Source organism: Pseudomonas sp. LBUM1672 (assembly GCF_059695655.1).
On the sequence record NZ_CP166781.1, the window covers coordinates 4,991,127 to 5,008,497 of the forward strand.

17 protein-coding genes are annotated in these 17,371 nt (G+C 60.8%); 8 read left to right on the forward strand and 9 right to left on the reverse strand.

The window, feature by feature from the left end:
* Positions 1-36: 36 nt before the first annotated feature.
* Both ACA053_RS22810 and ACA053_RS22815 read right to left on the reverse strand, forming a co-directional pair.
* Positions 37-1,485: an aldehyde dehydrogenase family protein gene (locus tag ACA053_RS22810; protein WP_497393764.1), complete on the reverse strand. Its 1,449-nt coding sequence runs from the start codon at positions 1,483-1,485 to the stop codon at positions 37-39.
* 8 nt (positions 1,486-1,493) lie between these two features.
* Positions 1,494-3,131 (reverse strand): 5-guanidino-2-oxopentanoate decarboxylase, encoded by a 1,638-nt coding sequence (locus ACA053_RS22815; protein ID WP_497393765.1) that lies wholly within the window; start codon positions 3,129-3,131, stop codon positions 1,494-1,496.
* A gap of 159 nt (positions 3,132-3,290) precedes the next feature.
* Here ACA053_RS22815 and ACA053_RS22820 point away from each other — a divergent pair, with 159 nt between their 5' ends.
* Complete coding sequence (locus ACA053_RS22820; RefSeq protein WP_497393766.1) at positions 3,291-4,172, forward strand: LysR substrate-binding domain-containing protein; 882 nt, start codon at positions 3,291-3,293, stop codon at positions 4,170-4,172.
* Between the two features lie 94 nt (positions 4,173-4,266).
* Here the strand turns inward: ACA053_RS22820 and ACA053_RS22825 are convergent, their stop codons facing one another.
* Positions 4,267-4,881: an NAD(P)-dependent oxidoreductase gene (locus tag ACA053_RS22825; RefSeq protein WP_497393767.1), complete on the reverse strand. Its 615-nt coding sequence runs from the start codon at positions 4,879-4,881 to the stop codon at positions 4,267-4,269.
* Positions 4,882-5,102: 221 nt separating this feature from the next.
* A complete protein-coding gene (locus ACA053_RS22830; RefSeq protein WP_497393768.1) occupies positions 5,103-5,990 on the reverse strand; it encodes an MBL fold metallo-hydrolase in 888 nt (295 codons plus the stop codon).
* Between the two features lie 115 nt (positions 5,991-6,105).
* Here ACA053_RS22830 and ACA053_RS22835 point away from each other — a divergent pair, with 115 nt between their 5' ends.
* Complete coding sequence (locus ACA053_RS22835) at positions 6,106-7,011, forward strand: LysR family transcriptional regulator (protein WP_497393769.1); 906 nt, start codon at positions 6,106-6,108, stop codon at positions 7,009-7,011.
* A gap of 218 nt (positions 7,012-7,229) precedes the next feature.
* A complete protein-coding gene (locus ACA053_RS22840; RefSeq protein WP_176457761.1) occupies positions 7,230-7,406 on the forward strand; it encodes a hypothetical protein in 177 nt (58 codons plus the stop codon).
* A 9-nt stretch (positions 7,407-7,415) separates the two neighbouring features.
* Here ACA053_RS22840 and ACA053_RS22845 read toward each other — a convergent pair whose 3' ends face one another.
* Complete coding sequence (locus ACA053_RS22845; RefSeq protein WP_109634384.1) at positions 7,416-8,312, reverse strand: helix-turn-helix domain-containing protein; 897 nt, start codon at positions 8,310-8,312, stop codon at positions 7,416-7,418.
* Positions 8,313-8,500: 188 nt separating this feature from the next.
* Between ACA053_RS22845 and pobA the strand changes: the two genes are divergently transcribed.
* Both pobA and ACA053_RS22855 read left to right on the forward strand, forming a co-directional pair.
* Positions 8,501-9,685 (forward strand): 4-hydroxybenzoate 3-monooxygenase, encoded by a 1,185-nt coding sequence (gene pobA, locus ACA053_RS22850; protein WP_497396228.1) that lies wholly within the window; start codon positions 8,501-8,503, stop codon positions 9,683-9,685.
* 80 nt (positions 9,686-9,765) lie between these two features.
* A complete protein-coding gene (locus ACA053_RS22855) occupies positions 9,766-11,283 on the forward strand; it encodes an MDR family MFS transporter (RefSeq protein WP_497393770.1) in 1,518 nt (505 codons plus the stop codon).
* 136 nt (positions 11,284-11,419) lie between these two features.
* On the opposite strand, the gene ACA053_RS22860 is transcribed toward ACA053_RS22855, so the two are convergent.
* The 4 genes from ACA053_RS22860 to ACA053_RS22875 all read right to left on the reverse strand — a co-directional run bounded on the left by ACA053_RS22860 (position 11,420) and on the right by ACA053_RS22875 (position 15,469).
* On the reverse strand, positions 11,420-12,268 hold the full coding sequence (locus ACA053_RS22860) for a cache domain-containing protein (RefSeq protein WP_497313317.1): 849 nt from the start codon (positions 12,266-12,268) through the stop codon (positions 11,420-11,422).
* A 267-nt stretch (positions 12,269-12,535) separates the two neighbouring features.
* Positions 12,536-13,408, reverse strand: coding sequence for an ATPase (locus ACA053_RS22865; protein ID WP_497393771.1), 873 nt, complete (start codon positions 13,406-13,408; stop codon positions 12,536-12,538).
* Between the two features lie 120 nt (positions 13,409-13,528).
* Positions 13,529-14,521 carry an NAD-dependent epimerase/dehydratase family protein gene (locus tag ACA053_RS22870; RefSeq protein ID WP_497393772.1) on the reverse strand — a complete coding sequence of 331 codons (993 nt, stop codon included), beginning with the start codon at positions 14,519-14,521 and terminating at the stop codon, positions 13,529-13,531.
* A gap of 54 nt (positions 14,522-14,575) precedes the next feature.
* Positions 14,576-15,469 (reverse strand): LysR family transcriptional regulator ArgP, encoded by an 894-nt coding sequence (locus ACA053_RS22875; RefSeq protein ID WP_403100334.1) that lies wholly within the window; start codon positions 15,467-15,469, stop codon positions 14,576-14,578.
* 96 nt (positions 15,470-15,565) lie between these two features.
* Between ACA053_RS22875 and ACA053_RS22880 the strand changes: the two genes are divergently transcribed.
* The 3 genes from ACA053_RS22880 (at position 15,566) to ACA053_RS22890 (ending at position 17,349) form a co-directional block, all read left to right on the forward strand.
* Positions 15,566-15,967 (forward strand): ACT domain-containing protein, encoded by a 402-nt coding sequence (locus ACA053_RS22880; RefSeq protein ID WP_109634396.1) that lies wholly within the window; start codon positions 15,566-15,568, stop codon positions 15,965-15,967.
* A 6-nt stretch (positions 15,968-15,973) separates the two neighbouring features.
* Positions 15,974-16,576 (forward strand): LysE/ArgO family amino acid transporter, encoded by a 603-nt coding sequence (locus tag ACA053_RS22885; protein WP_109634398.1) that lies wholly within the window; start codon positions 15,974-15,976, stop codon positions 16,574-16,576.
* Positions 16,577-16,752: 176 nt separating this feature from the next.
* On the forward strand, positions 16,753-17,349 hold the full coding sequence (locus tag ACA053_RS22890; protein ID WP_010457614.1) for a superoxide dismutase: 597 nt from the start codon (positions 16,753-16,755) through the stop codon (positions 17,347-17,349).
* Positions 17,350-17,371 lie beyond the last annotated feature (22 nt).

Genomic DNA, 17,371 nt, shown 5'->3' on the forward strand with positions numbered 1-17,371 from the left:
CTCGATACGAGGCATGCACTCACCTTTTTCGTGCCGTCAGACGGCGCGAATCACGTGTTTGATTTCCTGAAAAGCCTGCAAGCCCCACGGCCCCAATTCGCGGCCGATGCTGCTCTGTTTGTAGCCACCCCAGGCAGTCTGCGGGAAGATCACTTGCGGCGCGTTGATCCACACCAGCCCCGCCTGCAAGGCGTTGGCGACCCGATCCGCCGCTTCGGTGTCGCGGGTGACGACGCTGGCCACCAGACCGAACTGGCTGTCGTTGGCCAGGGCGATCGCTTCGGTTTCGGAGGCGAAACTGCGCACGCAGATCACCGGCCCGAAAATCTCTTCACACCACAACGCACTGTCGAGGGGCACTTCAGTGAAAATCGTCGGCTGCAAAAAATAGCCGCGGGACAGGTCTGCCGGGCGATTGCCACCGCAAATCAACTTGGCGCCAGCACTCAGACCACGATCGATGTGGCCCAGCACACGCTGGTATTGCGCCTGATTGACCAGCGCACCCATTTCCACGTTCGGGTCGAACGGGTCGGCCACGCGAATGGCTTCGGCGCGAATTTTCAGTTTCGATAGAAATTCATCCGCCAGTTCATCGGCGACCAGCACGCGGCTGGTGGCGGAACACATTTGCCCGGCGTTGAAGAAACCGCCGCCGCACGCCACTTCCACGGCCAGTGAAATGTCGGCGTCCTCGAGTACCAGCAGCGAGGATTTGCCGCCCAGTTCCAGGCTAACGCCTTTCACAGTTTCCGCTGCGCGTTGCATCACCTGGACGCCGACCGCGTTGCTGCCGGTGAAGGAGATCTTGGCGATACGCGGATCGGCCGACAGCGGCGCGCCAACGGCCAGACCGGTGCCACAGACCAGGTTGAACACACCAGCAGGCAAGCCTGCTTCAGCGATGATCGCGGCCAGTTCCAGCTCCGACAGCGGCGTGACTTCGGACGGTTTGAGCACCACGCAGCAGCCGGCAGCCAGCGCCGGAGCAAGTTTCCAGGCGGTGGTGACCATCGGGAAATTCCACGGCACGATCAGGCCTACCACGCCGCACGGTTCACGGCGCACACGCGCGCTGAAATCGTCGGTGGGCAGCTCGACGTTGCTGTCTTGCTGGGCATCGAGGCGTTCGGCCAGACCGGCGTAATACTCGAACGTCGCGATCACGTCATCGACGTCGATGGCGGCTTCGAACAGCGGCTTGCCGTTGTTGCTCGATTGCAACTTCATCAAGTGGTCACGCCCGGCCTGAACACCTGCGGCGATTCTGCGCAGGATTGCGCCGCGCTCAGTGCCGGTGGTTTTCGACCATTCGCCGAACGCCTGGGTGGCGGCAGTGACGGCTTGATCGACGGCTTTTTCATCGCCGCCATTCACGGTGGTCAACAAGGCTTCGGTGGCCGGGTTGATCACACGCAGATGTTCGTTGCCGGCCGACCATTGGCCGTTGATGTAGAGGCCGTCGAGTGCCGTTGGGAAAGTCATGCGGAAGCTCATTTCGACACCGCCTTCATCCACGACGTCTGATCGATTTCAATCAGGGTCGGGCCCTGACGGTCGGCGGCGGTACGCAGTGCGCTGCGCAGCTGCTCGACACCGTTCACCGCTTCAGCCGCACAGCCCAGCGCCTTGGCCACACCGATGAAGTCCGGGGTGTAGATGTCCACGCCGACCGGTTCGATGGCGCGGTTGACCATGTATTTCTTGATCTCTTCGTAGCCCTGGTTATTCCACAGCAGGACGATCACCGGGGTGCGCGCTTCAACGGCGCTGGCCAGTTCCGGCAGGGTGAATTGCAGGCCGCCGTCACCGATCAGGCACACCACCGGAGGACGCGTGCCGTTTTCAACGCTGCCACCGAGCCAGGCGCCGATTGCCGCCGGCAAGGCGTAACCGAGGGTGCCGTAACCGGTGGACGAGTTGAACCAGCGACGCGGGCGTTCCGGGTTGAAGGTCAGATTGCCGGTGTACACCGGCTGGGTCGAATCGCCGACGAACACAGCGTCCGGCAGTTCATGCAAAACGGTTTCGAGGAAGCGGGTCTGGGCCAGGGTCGGGGCGTCCCAAGTGGCGGCGAGGTCTTCGCGCAAACGCGCGGCACGGACCTGGCCCCAATCGTTGCGGCGCTCGGCCAGCGAGTGTTTGGACAGTTCACTGAGCAAGGCTTGCGCGGCGTTGCGCGAGTCAGCCACCAGGGCGACTTTCGGCGGGTAATTGCGCACGGTCTGGTCGGGATCGATATCGACACGCAGCAGCACGCCGGGGATCTCGAAACCGCCGGCGAAGGTGACGTCGTAATCGGTCTCGGCCAGTTCGGTGCCGATGGCCAACACCACGTCGGCCTCGGCCACCAAGGCACGGGTCGCGACCAGGCTTTGGGTCGAACCGATCAACAACGGGTGATTGGATTGGAGCATGCCTTTGGCATTGATGGTCAGGGCCACTGGCGCGTCCAGCAGTTCGGCCAGTTCCGTCAACTCGGTGGCGGCATCGATGGCACCGCCACCGGCCAGAATCAGTGGACGCTTGGCGCCGGCCAGCAGCGCGGTCATGCGGCTGATCGCACTCGGAGAAGCGCCGGCGCGGTCGATGTTCACTGGCAGACTGGCGAGCAGGTCATCGGCCTCTTCGACCAGCACGTCCAGTGGAATTTCGATATGCACAGGACGTGGACGGCCAGCCTGGAACAGTGCAAATGCACGGGCCAGCACGCCCGGCAATTCCGCTGCCGACATCAGGGTGTGGGAGAACGCCGCCACGCCGCCGACCAGCGCACTCTGGTTTGGCAGCTCGTGGAGCTTGCCACGACCGCCGCCCAACTGGCTGCGCGATTGCACGCTGGAGATCACCAGCATCGGGATCGAATCGGCGTAAGCCTGGCCCATGGCGGTGGTGATGTTGGTCATGCCCGGGCCGGTGATGATGAAGCACACACCCGGTTTGCCGCTGGTGCGCGCATAACCATCGGCCATGAAGCCGGCGCCCTGTTCGTGACGCGGCGTGACGTGGTTGATGCTCGAACGGGCCAGCCCGCGATACAGCTCCACGGTATGAACCCCGGGAATGCCGAACACCTGCTCGACCCCGTAATCTTCGAGTAACTTGACCAATACTTCGCCGCACGTCGCCATGTCTTTGCCCTTTTTGTTCGTTTGAGACGCCGGGCCTGCGCAGTGTTTATGATGCGTGGGCAGGTCCAGGGATGGCCTCATTGGAACGGGCGACACATAGCCGCAACAATGGATAAAAAGTCATACTAGCCATGTCCTCACGTCATACCTTGGATCCCAATGAAACGATTGCCTCCCCTGCCGGCGCTGCACACTTTTCTGATCACCGCGCAGTGCTGCAACTTCACCCGGGCCGCCGAACAGCTGTACATCACCCAAGGCGCGGTGAGTCGGCAGATCGCCGGGCTGGAAGAACATCTGGGTTATGAACTGTTTATCCGCCAGGCCCGCGGCCTCGACTTGACCGCCGAAGGACGGGAGTGGCTGCCACGGGTGCAGCAGATTTTCGGCTTGATCGACGAGGCGGTGGAGCAGATCGGCGAGAAGCGCGAAACCCTGCAACTCAAGGCCCCGACCTGCGTGATGCGCTGGCTTTTGCCGCGCCTGGTGCAGTGGCAAAGGGAGCGGCCGGATGTGCCGGTGGAATTGACCACCACGGTGAAACACGGTGTGGATTTTCATCGCGAGCAGTTCGATGCGGCGGTGATTTATGGCGTACCGCCGGAGACGTCACTGGAGTCCCATCGGCTGTTCGATGAGCAACTGACGCCCGTCTGCTCGCGGCCGTATCTCGAAGGACCGGTGCCGTTGCAGGCGCCAGAGGATCTGGAACAACACATGCTGTTGCACCCGACCCGCGATGAGCGCGACTGGAAAGCCTGGCTGGCCAGCGCGGAAATTCGCTTGAGCAATGTCAGTAAGGGCCAGCACTTCGAAACCCTGGACCTGGCGATGTCGATGGCGTCCCAGGGGACCGGTGTGGCGATTGGGGATTGGTCGTTGATTGGCGATGACCTGAGCGCCGGGCGGCTGGTCATGCCGTTTGAACTGAAGGTGAAGACCGGGTTGGCGTATTACCTGGTGTTCCCGGAAAAACCCGGGCCTTCGCCGAAATTACGCGAGTTGATGGGGTGGTTGGTGGAGCAGGCTCAGAGCCGCTGAAAAGCTGAAAAGCTTCGCGAGCAAGCCCGCTCCCACAGGGGAATGCATTTCAATGTGGGAGCGGGCTTGCTCGCGAATGGTTTCAGCCGCGCTATCAATAGCCGACAGTAAACCGCTGCCGCGAATGCTTCGGCGCTTCGACTTCATCAATCAGCGCAATCGCATAATCAGCAAAGGTGATCCAACTGCGCCCTGCACTGCTCACCAGCAAATCATCCTTGCCCACCCGAAACGCACCCGTGCGCTCACCTTCGACGAACTCCGCCGACGGTGACAGGAACGTCCAGTCCAAATCCTGTTCCTGGCGCAGGTTCCCAAGGAACTCAGCCCCGGCGCTCGCCTCAGCCTTGTACGCCTCAGGGAAGCCCTCGCTGTCGATGACGCGAGTGCCATCCGGCAGCAACAACGAACCCGCACCGCCCACCACCAGCAGGCGTTTCACCCCGGCCTTTTTCACCGGCCCGACCACGGCGCTGGCCGGCAGGGTCGCGAAGTGCGCCGCGCTGATCACCACGTCATGGCCTTCGACGGCGGCGTGCAACGCTTCGGCATCCAGGGCATCGACGTTTCTGGTGACCACCCCGGCACGCGGGCCGATCTTAGAAGTGTCCCGAGCAATGGCGGTGACGCTGTGACCACGACGCAGGGCTTCTTCCAGCAATTGGCTGCCGGCACGGCCGGTGGCACCGATGATTGCGATTTTGCTCATGACGTTCTCCAGTTGGCTTGAGTGAATCTGCGCAAAGTTGCGTGGCGAAAGGGCTTTTGTGGTGAGGGGATTTATCCCCGTTGGACTGCGCAGCAGTCCCCTGCAATTACTCAGTCAGGCTGCGTTTGTAGGTTTTGAGACTGCTTTGCAGCCGAACGGGGATAAATCCCCTCGCCACAGACAACCCCAACAGCCACAGTTAATCCCGTCACCACATAAACTCATTCACCCCACTTCATCTCGCCCTTGGCGACTTTCGCGCTCAGCTCCAGCGAGCTGTCCTCGCCCAGGGTCGGGAAGCGTTTTTTCATCGCGCCGATCAGCGCGGCGGAATCCTTGGCCTTGGCGGTTTCTTCATCGAAGGCATTGATGTAATCGGCGGTGAACTGCACGGCGGCCAGCGAACGGGCGCTCTCACCCAGGTAATGCCCCGGCACGATGGTTTTCGGTTTCAGGGTTTCGATGGCATGCAGCGTAGTCAGCCAATCGGCGTGGGACTGTGCGGTTTGTGTATCAGCCATCCACACATGAATGTTTTCGGCGACGACCACGCCACCGACCACGGCCTTGATCGACGGGATCCACACAAAGGTGCGGTCCGGCTGCTTGCCGTCCAGGCCCACCACCTGCAACTTCTGCCCCTCAAGCATCAGGCTGTCGCCCTTGAGTACACTGGGCACGATGGTTTTGGCCGGCACGTCGGCGCCCATTTTCGGGCCCCAGAACGCCAGTTTGCCGTCGACGGTGTGCTTGATGTGATCCACGGTGGGCTGCGAGGCCAGCACCTTGGCGTTCGGGAATGCCGCGGTCAGGGTGTCGAGGCCGAAGTAGTAATCAGGGTCGCCATGGCTGATGTAGATAGTGGTCAGTTGCTTGCCGCTGGCGCGGATCTTCTCGACCACCTGTTCGGCCTGGGATTTGCCGAATTGCGCGTCCACCAGAATCGCTTCTTTCTCGCCGCTGACCAGGACCGAGGTCACCGGGAAGATTGCCTTGTCACCCGGGTTGTACACGTCCAGGGTCAGGGTCGATGCCGCCGCAGCGTGGGCCGCGAAGCCGAGGGTGGCGGTGGCCAGCAAAATGCGCTTGAGAGAGGTGAAGCCGATCATCTGTTGCTCCGTAATCCAAATGCCGTGTCTGGCGATGGGGACAGAGCTTAGTTGCCTGACTCAGTACAAAAAATGCGATGCTTGAACATAGTTTGTTTCTGAAAGCGGGCAAATCATGGATCGTCTACAAGCAATGCGGGTGTTTGTGTCAGTGGTCGACCTCGGCAGCCAGTCGGCCGCCGCCGATCATCTGGACCTGTCACGGCCGGTGGTTTCGCGTTATCTGGCGGAGCTGGAAGACTGGGTCGGCGCACGTCTGATGCACCGCACCACGCGCAAATTGAGCCTGACCGCCGCTGGCAGTGAAATCCTGCCCCGTTGTCGGCAGATGCTCGACCTGTCCACCGACATGCAAGCCGCCGTCAGCGAACCGGACGAGGCGCCACGCGGCCTGCTGCGCATCAGCGTCAGCACTTCGTTCGGCCAGGCGCAGCTGGCGGATGCCATGGCCGCGTACGTCAAACGCTATCCTGGCGTGAGCATCGACATGCAGATGCTCGACCGCACGGTGAACCTGGTGGATGAACGCATCGACCTGGCGATCCGCACCAGCAACGACCTGGACCCAAACCTGATCGCCCGGCGACTGACGGTCTGCCGCTCGGTGATCTGCGCCTCCCCGGCTTACCTGAGCGAACACCCGACACCGCAACGGGTCGAGGACTTGAGCCAGCACAACTGCCTGACTCACTCCTACTTCGGCAAAAGCCTGTGGCATTTCGAAGAGGACGTCGAGCCGGTGTCGGTGCCGGTGCAGGGCAACATCAGCGCCAACGAAGCCAGCACGCTGCTGCGCGCCACCCTCGCCGGGGCGGGTGTGGCGATGCTGCCCAGTTATCAGGCGGGCGTGCATCTCCACAGTGGCGAGCTAGTTCGCCTGCTGCCCCACGCCGAGCCCCGGCAGATGAGCGTGTACGCGGTGTATGCCTCACGCAAGCACATGCCGTCGGCGCTGCGCAGCATGCTGGATTTTCTGGTGCTCAGATTCCCCGAAGAACCGGCATGGGATATCGGCCTGTAACCCGATCAAACTGTGGGAGCGAGCCTGCTCGCGATAGCGCTGGGTCATTCAACAATGATGGCGACTGATCCACCGCTATCGCGAGCAGGCTCGCTCCCACAGGGGGCATCAGTGTTCTGAATACCGGGGTAGATGCAAAAACACCATCACTGGCATCTCACCCGCGCTGACCTATGCTGAAAGTAATACCGAAGGGTATTCGTTCAGAGGTCAACGCCATGAACACCAAAACAAGAAGATACCTCGCCATTTTCATCACCTGCGCGGCGACGCTGGCGCTGTATGGCACCGCCGCCTGGCGTGTCGAGCAGTTGCGGCAACTGCCCCGCGATTACGCGAGTTGCAACTTCGAGCGCTGCATTCCCCACAACGCGACCCTCAACGCCCTTCGGTAACGAAGGCGATCAGGCCTCGTTGTCCTGATCGGCCTTCAAGCGGTCGCGGAACGCCTTGGGCGATATCCCCACTCGACGCCGGAACAGGCGTGTGAAGTTGGTCGGATCGGAAAACCCCAACACGTCAGACATTTCGTAAATGGTCATGCTGGTGTAGGTCAGCAAGCGCTTGGCCTCCAGCAACTGACGTTCGTGCATGATCTGCAACGCCGGTTGCCCCGCCAGCTCACGGCAGGTGCCGTTGAGGTGCGACACGGAAATCCCCAGCCGATGCGCCAGGTCCTCGACCTTGACGTGCTGGCGGTAAGTCTCTTCCACCAACTGGATAAAACCGTTGAGGTATTCCCGGGCCCGTTGTGGACGCTGGCTGGCAGCACGACGCGTTATCACCTGACGACTCACCCACACCATGATCACGCTGACCAGCGAATGCATGAGCATCTCGCGCGCAGGCTGATGGCCGGTATATTCGTCTTGCAGCGCCGAAAACAGGCTGTTGAGATACTCGCTTTCCTTGCCCGCCGGGTAACTTTCGGCCTGGGCCAACGCGTTCACCGAGTTGCCCAGCTGCGCCTGAAGATGGGCAACCAGCGGCGCGGCGAGGGTCACGACGAACCCTTCGACGTCCTCGGAAAACCGGTAGCCGTGCACCGATAACGGCGGCAGGATCAGGATGGCCGGTTCTGTCAGTTGCGTGTGTTTGCCTTCGATTTCAAGCTCTGCCTGACCTTTGAATACGAAGAGCAACTGGCACAAATCGGCGTGACGGTGGGGTTTGATTTCCCATTGGTGTTCGCGGCTGCGTTTGGAAATGGTTTCACAGTGCAGCAAGTCGGGGGTCGGCCAGTCCAGGCTTTCACCGTAGAGCTTGAACACTGGAATCGAAGGCAGGTCAGGCTTGTTCATCACTTCAATCCAGGCCTCAAAGGGTTACGGGCGATAATCGCACCGATTGGCAGAATGTACAGGTATCGGCTCAGTTTTCACCTTCAATTGACAGACCCGCAAGGGAAAAATGCAAGCACTCGATCCATAAAAATCATTCACCGGCCTTGGTCGCGTGAAGCTTGCGAGTCATAAGAACAATGAAAATACTGAAAACCCAAATAGCCATCATTGGCGCCGGCCCCTCCGGTTTGCTGCTCGGCCAGTTGCTGCATAATGCCGGAATCGACACCTTGATCCTCGAACGCCAGACCCCGGACTATGTGCTCGGCCGAATCCGCGCCGGTGTCCTCGAACAAGGCATGGTAGAGCTGTTGCGACAGGCCGGGGTGGGTCATCGCATGGACACCGAAGGGCTGGTCCATGGCGGCTTCGAACTGGCCCTCGACGGACGTCGGGTACACATCGATCTGCACGCCCTGACCGGTGGCAAAACCGTGATGATCTATGGCCAGACCGAGGTCACCCGGGACCTGATGGCCGCTCGTCGGGAGGCAGGCGCGCAGACGATTTACCAGGCCGACAACGTCGTACCCCACGGGATGAAAACCGCAGAACCGTTCGTGACGTTTGAGAAGAATGGCGAGACGTATCGCCTCGACTGCGACTACATCGCCGGGTGCGACGGTTTCCATGGCGTGGCGCGGCAGTCGATTCCTGCAGAGTGCGTGAAGGTTTTCGAGCGGGTCTATCCGTTTGGCTGGCTGGGGATTCTCGCCGATACGCCGCCGGTCCACGAGGAGTTGGTCTACGCCCGCCACGAGCGCGGTTTTGCCCTGTGCAGCATGCGCTCGGCAACTCGCACGCGTTATTACCTGCAGGTGCCGGTGGACGAGAAAGTCGAGGACTGGCCGGATCAGCGCTTCTGGGATGAGCTCAAATCGCGCCTGCCTGCTGCGTTGGCCGACTCCCTGGTGACCGGGCCGTCCATCGAAAAGAGCATCGCGCCGCTGCGCAGTTTTGTGGTCGAGCCGATGCAGTACGGGCGGATGTTCCTGGTCGGCGACGCCGCGCACATCGTCCCGCCCACCGGCGCCAAAGGCCTGAACCTGGCGGCCAGCGACGTCAGCACCTTGTTCACCATTTTGCAGAAGGTTTATAGCGAAGGGCGTGTGGATTTGCTGGAGAAATACTCTGAAATTTGCCTGCGTCGGGTCTGGAAAGCCGAACGGTTTTCCTGGTGGATGACCTCGATGCTGCACCGTTTCGACGACCACGACGCCTTCAGCCAGCGCATCAACGAGTCGGAACTGGACTACTTCGTGCACTCCGAGGCCGGTCGAAAAACCATTGCAGAAAATTACGTCGGGCTTCCTTATGAGGCTATCGAATAGCCTGCTATCGACTTACACTGGCGAGCATCCCCGCTCGCCTTGCCACTTGCGGGTCAATCACTGCCCGCAGGTTTCCAGCCGTGACCAATCTCAGCCAGCCTGAAACGCCCAAACCGGCCATTCGCAGCGTGTTGATCGCCCTGATGCTGGCGATCTTTCTTGGCGCGCTGGACCAGACCATCGTCGCCGTTTCAATGCCGGCCATCTCCGCGCAATTCAAGGACGTCAGCCTGCTGGCCTGGGTGATATCCGGCTACATGGTAGCGATGACCGTGGCAGTGCCGATCTACGGCAAACTCGGCGATCTGTACGGCCGACGCAAGTTGATGCTGTTCGGCATGGGGCTGTTCACCCTCGCCTCGTTGTTCTGCGGCATGGCCCAGAGCATGGAGCAACTGGTGCTGGCGCGGATCATCCAGGGCATCGGCGCGGGCGGGATGATTTCGGTCAGCCAGGCGATCATCGGCGACATCGTCCCGCCCCGGGAACGTGGTCGTTATCAGGGATATTTCAGCAGCATGTACGCGGTGGCCAGTGTTGCCGGCCCGGTGCTCGGCGGCTACATGACCGAATACCTGTCATGGCGCTGGGTGTTTCTGATCAACCTGCCGCTGGGCCTGGGTGCCTGGCTGGTGGCCAATCGCACGCTGGTGGGTTTGCCGGTGCCACAACGCCAACCGATCATCGATTACCTCGGTACGCTGCTGCTGATCATCGGTTTGACCGCTTTGCTGCTGGGCATCACTGAAGTCGGTCAGGGTCATTCGTGGCGCAGCGCCGAAGTGCTGGGCCTGCTCGGGTGTGCGGTGCTGGTGCTGGCGCTGTTCGTCTGGCATGAGCGCCGGGCGCGGGAGCCGTTGCTGCCGATGCACCTGTTTGCCAACCGCAACGCGATCCTGTGCTGGTGCACGATTTTCTTCACCAGTTTCCAGGCCATCTCGCTGATTGTGTTGATGCCGCTGCGCTTCCAGAGCGTCACCGGCGCCGGGGCCGACAGCGCCGCACTGCACTTGTTGCCGCTGGCCATGGGCTTGCCGATCGGGGCTTATTTCGCCGGGCGCCGGACCTCTGTGACCGGGCGCTACAAACCGATAATCCTGACGGGTGCGGTGCTGATGCCGATCTCGATTCTCGGCATGGCGTTAAGTCCGCCCCAGGCCTTCTTGTTCAGCAGTCTGTTTATGTTGCTCAGCGGAATCGCCAGTGGCATGCAATTTCCGACGTCCCTGGTCGGCACGCAGAATTCGGTGGAACAACGGGATATCGGCGTCGCCACCAGCACCACCAACCTGTTCCGCTCGCTGGGTGGCGCGGTGGGAGTGGCGTTGATGTCGGCGCTGTTGCTGGCGTTGTTGCAGGATTCGAGCTTCGCCCACCTGGCCGGTTCGTCCGTGATTGCCGAGGGCCGTTCGGGGAATGTGTTGCTGGATGGCTTGAACGCTGCGCCGGGGGAGGCACAGAACGCCCTGCGCGCCGAGTTGCTTCTGACCTTTCGGCATTTGCTGATGGTCAGTGCGGCGGTGTCGTTGCTGGGGTTGGCGGCGGCGGTTGCGATGCCGAATATGTTGTTGCGTGGACGGGAAGACAAGGTTCGGTAGAGGGACCGAGTCGCCTGCATTCGCGAGCAAGCCCGCTCCCACAATGGATCTTTGTCGTCCACAAATGCTGTGAACACTGGAGATCTACTGTGGGAGCGAGCCTGCTCGCGATGGCGTCCTCACAGACACCAAAGAATCAAGGGCTGTAATACCCCACCGCCACCAGAAAATGCCCGACCTTTTTCAGGTAGGCATGCTTGTCTTCCACCTTGCCGGTCACCGGGTTTTTCCAGCGGTATTCGTATTCGCCGTAATCCTGTTTGGCAATCAACGCCAGGATTGGCTCGCCCACCGGTTTGCCTTCCGGGTCCTTGATCTTGCCGAAGTCGGTGTTGATCAGCCGTAAGTTGGTGCCGTGGGCCACGTATCGCTGGGTGTCCAGGTCGACGACGAACACGTACAGGTCATCCTGCAAGTAGCCGCCCTTGAGGGAATTGATCGCGGTCAGCGTGCCCTTCTCGTCCTTGGCCAGGTCGGTCGCCGCTTTGTTCAACAAGGCCATTGCCTGCTCCGCCGATGCCCGCGGCAGGTAGTAACCCACGGCGAGAATCCGCTGGCCAACGCGCTGATAGAACACATGCTTGCGCTCGACCTTGCCGTCGGACCAGTTCTGCCAGCGATATTCGGCTTGCTGGATGCCATTGCCCTCCGGCACTTTCAAGGCGTCCTTGAAGGCTTTCTGCAAATCCGGCCCGAGCGTTTCAGACACATCACGCCCGATCAACGCCGAAGACGGTCCGCCGCTGGCGAGCATCACACCTTTGGTATCGACCACGAAGACGTAACGATCCTTGTCGACAAACTCGCCCTGACGGCTGAAGGCCGCGAAGGCCTTGTCGCCGTTGTCGTGGTAGTAAGCCAGGGCTTTTTCCAGCAAGGCCCTCGCGGCCTGGCTGTCGTCCTTTTCCGCCGTGGCGGCCTGAACCTGCCCCACGCACAGCAACAGCATCCCGCCCAGCACGGCCAACTTGTGCAGAACCCCCATAGCGCATCCCCTCGTTCTTGTCGGTGTTTCAAGAGCGTAGACGGGTTGGGGATATGTACGAGTATTCAGCAAAGCGCAGAACACGTAGCCGCTACCGAAGAACTCCTCCGGCTCCGTAGCAGCTGTCGAGCCTGCGAGGCTGCGTTCGGCGGCGAAGCCGTCGTAAACCCTGAGAACGCGGTTTACCTGAAAAAACACATCGCCTGATTTCACGACGGCTTCGCCGCCGAACGCAGCCTCGCAGGCTCGACAGCTGCTACACAGGACTTACTGCCTGGCGCGCAGTTGTTGCTGCAGATTCTGGATCTGCGCCTGAAGGGTGTTGATGTTGCGGGTGGTCTGGCCGCGGAAGGCGTCGAACTCGGCGGTATTGGTGACGCCTTGCGCAGCCGCCGGGCGGTTGTCCTGCTGGCTTTTGAGCACGATCATGTCTTGCTCCAGACGCTCGATGGCGGCGCTCGGGTTGCCTTGTTTCTTCAGCGCGACGATGTCGGCGCCGAGGCTTTTGAGCTGGGCGTCGAATTTGCTGGTGTCTTCCGGGGCATTTTTCAGCGCGGTCAACTCGGTGCTCAAGGCTTTGACCTGCGCCTGCAACTGCGTGCTGGCGGTCTGGTGTTCGGTGTTCTGGGCGGTCACTTGCGCCAGGCGTTTATCCAGATCGGAGGTTTGCGCGGTCATTTGGGCCAGACGCTTGTCCAGATCGCTGGTCTGGCCGACAACGCCTTGCTGCTGTTTGCTTTGATCCTGCAGCTGGTTTTCCAGCTGCTTGATCTGCAGCTTCAGCGCTTCGCTGTCGCTGGTGACGTTGGTCTGGCTGGCGACCACCTTGCCGGAAATGTCCTGCAAGCGCCCCGCCGCATCCTCACTGATACGCGCGAAACTTTCCTGGGTCGCCACCAGCTGCTGCTCCATCAGCGAAATCTGCTGAAAGCTCCACCAGGCAAGGCCGGCGAACGCAAAGAACAAGGCGCCGACCAAGGCCCACAGAGGCCCGGTGCTGGCGCTTTTGACCTTGACCACCGGCGCCGTCCGCGAATGCACGGAGGTGCGAGTCGTGGCCGGATAATCATCGTCATCGGGGACGTCTGCGCGCAGGCTCGGTAAATCGAAGTCGTCGTTGGCATCGTTACGCATGGACATTGAGTCAACCTTTGTGGAACGCGGTGATGGCTATAGGCGGCGAGTATAAACCCCACTGCCGCACCGATTGACCCTCAACGCCAAACTCGGTTCAGTGCTGGCAGGTTTGTCACCGTAAAGTCAGCGGATGTCCTGAGCCTTCCACCAGCCGCAGAATTCATCAAGGGCTGTCCAGAGACTGACTTTCGGATCGTAATCCAGATAATGCCGGGCGCGGCTGATGTCCAGGGTGAAATTTTTGTTCATCACCTGCATGCCCAGTCGCGATAGCGTCGGCTCGGGACGCCCCGGCCACAGCTTGCAAACCCCTTCGTTGAGTGCGGCAACGCTGTAGGCCAGACCGTAGGAACGGTAGCGCGTCACTTGTGGGACTTCCATCTTGCGCATGACGTAATTGACCACATCCCACAGCGGCACCGGCGTACCGTTACTGATGTTGTAGGCCTTGCCCAGTGCTGAACCGCTGGCCAGCAAGCTGCTCAGCAAGGCTTCATTGAGGTTTTGCACGCTGGTGAAATCGACTTTGTTCAGGCCGTTGCCAATGATCGACAGGCGGCCCTTGCGCTGCATGTTCAGCAGACGCGGGAAGATGCTCATGTCACCGGCCCCGGTCACGAAACGCGGGCGCAGGGCCAGGGTTTCGAGGCCGAATTCCTGTGCGCCAAAGACCTTTTGCTCGGCGAGGAACTTGGTGGCGGCGTAAGGATGCTTGAAACGTTTTGGCACTTGTTCTTCGGTCAGCCCCAGGTGATCACGGCCATCGAAGTAGATCGACGGCGACGACAAATGCACCAGGCGCCGAACGCGCTGCTTCAGGCAGGCCTCAACCACGTTTTCGGTGACCTGCACGTTGCCTTGATGAAAGTCCTGATAACGCCCCCACAAACCGACCGCACCTGCGCAATGCACCACCGCTTCGACATCGGAACACAGCTCGCGCGCCAGCTCCGGGTCGCTCAAGTCGCCCGGGATAAACTCGGCACCACGGCGCACCAGGTGTTCGACGCTTTCGGCCCGGCGACCATTGACCCGCACGTCCAGGCCCTGCTCCAGGGCAAAACGCGCGAAGCGTCCGCCAATGAAGCCGCTTGCGCCGGTGACCAGAATTTTCATGTAGAGCTCCGATGTCTTTCGTTTTGCGTAATGCGTGAGTCTTGACGCTGCCCGTCAGTCCAACGGCACCAGCCATTGCTTCGACGAACGCACCAATTGATCAGTCAGCAACCCCAACAACTGACCGCCATTGCGCCAATGATGCCAGTACAGCGGCACATCGATGGGCTTATCTGGCAAAAGCTCCTGCAACACACCCCGCTCCAGTTGCTCGCGCACCTGCAACTCAGGCACCAGGCCCCAGCCAAGTCCAGCCTCGGTCAGGCGAATGAAGCCTTCAGACGATGGGCATAAATGGTGTTCGAAACCGCCATCGACACCGAGGGACGCGAGGTAGCGATGCTGTAGGAAATCGTCCGGGCCAAACACCAGTGCCGGGGTTTTCGCCAGCAACTCAGCACGCACGCCTTCGGGAAAATGTCGGGCGATGAACGCCGGGCTGGCCAGCGCTCGATAACGCATGGCGCCCAATAACACGCTGCGCGCGCCCGCCACCGGACGCTCGCTGGCACAGATGCACGCAGCCACTTCGCCTGCGCGCATGCGTTTGAGGCCCACCGTCTGGTCTTCGACGACCAGATCCAGCAGCAAGTGTTGCTCGGCGCAGAAATCACTGACGGCTGCGGCCCACCAGGTGGCAAGGCTGTCGGCGTTCAGGGCGATGCGCAGGCGTTCCGGCAGACCTTCTTCGTCCAGCGCCGGGACCAGCGTCTGAAGATCCCGCTCAAGTAAACGCACTTGCTGGACATGGTTGAGCAGCCGCCGACCAATCTCGGTAGGCGCCGGCGGCGTGACCCGCACCAACACTGGCTGGCCGACCCGAGCCTCCAGCAGCTTTATGCGCTGGGAAATCGCCGATTGCGACAAGCCCAGCACCTGCGCGGCGCGTTCAAACCCGGCCTGCTCGACCACCGCGGCCAGTGCAGAAAGCAATTTATAGTCGAACATCAGTTTTCCTAATGAGCGATCAGCATGATTGGTTTTTCTTATACAGCGTTGCACCGGAGAATGGCCAGCAAGAACTCTTGAACAAGGATCACCAACATGGCTGGCGAAACTTCATTGGCAACGCTTCTTCGCAGCATGAGCCCGCAGCTCAACGACGGCGAATACGTGTTCTGCACCCTGCGCGACGGTAAGTTGCCCGCCGGCCTTGAGATCGTCGGCAGCTTTCGCGAGCAGGAAGGTCTGACCGTGATTCTGGAACGTTCCCACGCGGAACAGGCCGGTTTCACCTTCGACTATGTCGCGGCCTGGATCACCTTGAACGTGCACTCGGCCCTTGAAGCCGTCGGCCTGACCGCCGCGTTCGCCACGGCATTGGGCCAGGCCGGCATCAGCTGCAACGTGATCGCTGGTTACTACCACGACCATTTATTCGTCGGTCAGGCCGATGCCCAGCGCGCCCTTCAAGTGCTGCGGGACCTGGCGGCCAACGCGGAGTAAAACCTTATGTGGCAAAGTTATGTGAACGGCCTGTTGGTGGCCGCCGGGCTGATCATGGCGATCGGCACGCAAAATGCGTTTGTGCTGGCGCAAAGCCTTCGGCGCGAACATCACCTGCCGGTGGCGGCGCTGTGCGTGACCTGCGATGCCCTATTAGTCGCCGCCGGCGTCTTCGGCCTGGCGACGGTGCTGGCGCAAAACCCGACCCTGTTGGCGGTCGCCCGCTGGGGTGGCGCGGTATTTCTGATTTGGTATGGCAGTCAGGCGTTACGTCGGGCTTGCTCGAAACAAAGTCTGCAACAAGGTGAAAACCAGACCGTGCGCTCGCTGCGCGCGGTGATGCTCAGCGCCTTGGCCGTGACCCTGCTCAACCCGCACGTTTACCTGGATACGGTGTTGTTGATCGGCTCACTCGGAGCCCAACAAACCGAGCCCGGCGCGTATGTGGTGGGCGCCGCGAGCGCGTCGTTGTTGTGGTTTTTCACCCTGGCACTCGGTGCCGCATGGTTGGCGCCGTGGCTGGCACGGCCGAGCACCTGGCGGATTCTCGATCTGCTGGTGGCGGTGATGATGTTTGCCGTGGCGTTTCAATTAATCGTCGCACCCTGATTATTCCAAAAGGCTCTGGAACCTCTATTCCACACAGTTGTTGCGTGGTTATGCCGCACCCCCGGTGCTATGATCCGATCCGATGCGCCGCAAAGAGTACAAACTCCCCGGCGCTTGTCTGGCCGCCCGTGATCGGCCTTGCGCTCACCGCAACTGACCTGATTAGGAGAATCATCATGGCTTTCGAATTGCCGCCGCTGCCCTACGCACACGATGCCCTGCAGCCGCACATTTCCAAGGAAACCCTGGAATACCACCACGACAAGCACCACAACACCTACGTCGTGAACCTGAACAACCTGGTGCCAGGCACCGAGTTCGAAGGCAAGACCCTGGAAGAAATCGTCAAGTCTTCCTCGGGCGGCATCTTCAACAACGCCGCTCAGGTCTGGAACCACACTTTCTACTGGAACTGCCTGGCGCCAAACGCCGGCGGTCAACCAACCGGCGCGCTGGCTGAAGCCATCAACGCTTCCTTCGGTTCGTTCGACAAGTTCAAAGAAGAATTCAGCAAAACCTCCATCGGCACCTTCGGTTCCGGTTGGGGCTGGCTGGTGAAAAAGGCTGACGGTTCCCTGGCCCTGGCCAGCACCATCGGCGCCGGCAACCCGCTGACCAGCGGCGACACCCCGCTGCTGACCTGCGACGTCTGGGAACACGCTTACTACATCGACTACCGCAACGTTCGTCCAAAATACGTCGAAGCGTTCTGGAACCTGGTCAACTGGAAATTCGTGGCTGAGCAATTTGAAGGCAAAACCTTCAAGGCTTAAGCTCGATGCCAGACAGAAAACC

Excerpts from the sequence above, each read along its gene's own strand:
- ACA053_RS22810 (WP_497393764.1), bottom strand. The coding sequence starts at position 1,485 with ATGACTTTCCCAACGGCACTCGACGGCCTCTACATCAACGGCCAATGG.
- ACA053_RS22815 (WP_497393765.1), bottom strand. The coding sequence starts at position 3,131 with ATGGCGACGTGCGGCGAAGTATTGGTCAAGTTACTCGAAGATTACGGG.
- ACA053_RS22820 (WP_497393766.1), top strand. The coding sequence starts at position 3,291 with ATGAAACGATTGCCTCCCCTGCCGGCGCTGCACACTTTTCTGATCACC.
- ACA053_RS22825 (WP_497393767.1), bottom strand. The coding sequence starts at position 4,881 with ATGAGCAAAATCGCAATCATCGGTGCCACCGGCCGTGCCGGCAGCCAA.
- ACA053_RS22830 (WP_497393768.1), bottom strand. The coding sequence starts at position 5,990 with ATGATCGGCTTCACCTCTCTCAAGCGCATTTTGCTGGCCACCGCCACC.
- ACA053_RS22835 (WP_497393769.1), top strand. The coding sequence starts at position 6,106 with ATGGATCGTCTACAAGCAATGCGGGTGTTTGTGTCAGTGGTCGACCTC.
- ACA053_RS22840 (WP_176457761.1), top strand. The coding sequence starts at position 7,230 with ATGAACACCAAAACAAGAAGATACCTCGCCATTTTCATCACCTGCGCG.
- ACA053_RS22845 (WP_109634384.1), bottom strand. The coding sequence starts at position 8,312 with ATGAACAAGCCTGACCTGCCTTCGATTCCAGTGTTCAAGCTCTACGGT.
- ACA053_RS22860 (WP_497313317.1), bottom strand. The coding sequence starts at position 12,268 with ATGGGGGTTCTGCACAAGTTGGCCGTGCTGGGCGGGATGCTGTTGCTG.
- ACA053_RS22865 (WP_497393771.1), bottom strand. The coding sequence starts at position 13,408 with ATGTCCATGCGTAACGATGCCAACGACGACTTCGATTTACCGAGCCTG.
- ACA053_RS22870 (WP_497393772.1), bottom strand. The coding sequence starts at position 14,521 with ATGAAAATTCTGGTCACCGGCGCAAGCGGCTTCATTGGCGGACGCTTC.
- ACA053_RS22875 (WP_403100334.1), bottom strand. The coding sequence starts at position 15,469 with ATGTTCGACTATAAATTGCTTTCTGCACTGGCCGCGGTGGTCGAGCAG.
- ACA053_RS22880 (WP_109634396.1), top strand. The coding sequence starts at position 15,566 with ATGGCTGGCGAAACTTCATTGGCAACGCTTCTTCGCAGCATGAGCCCG.
- ACA053_RS22885 (WP_109634398.1), top strand. The coding sequence starts at position 15,974 with ATGTGGCAAAGTTATGTGAACGGCCTGTTGGTGGCCGCCGGGCTGATC.
- ACA053_RS22890 (WP_010457614.1), top strand. The coding sequence starts at position 16,753 with ATGGCTTTCGAATTGCCGCCGCTGCCCTACGCACACGATGCCCTGCAG.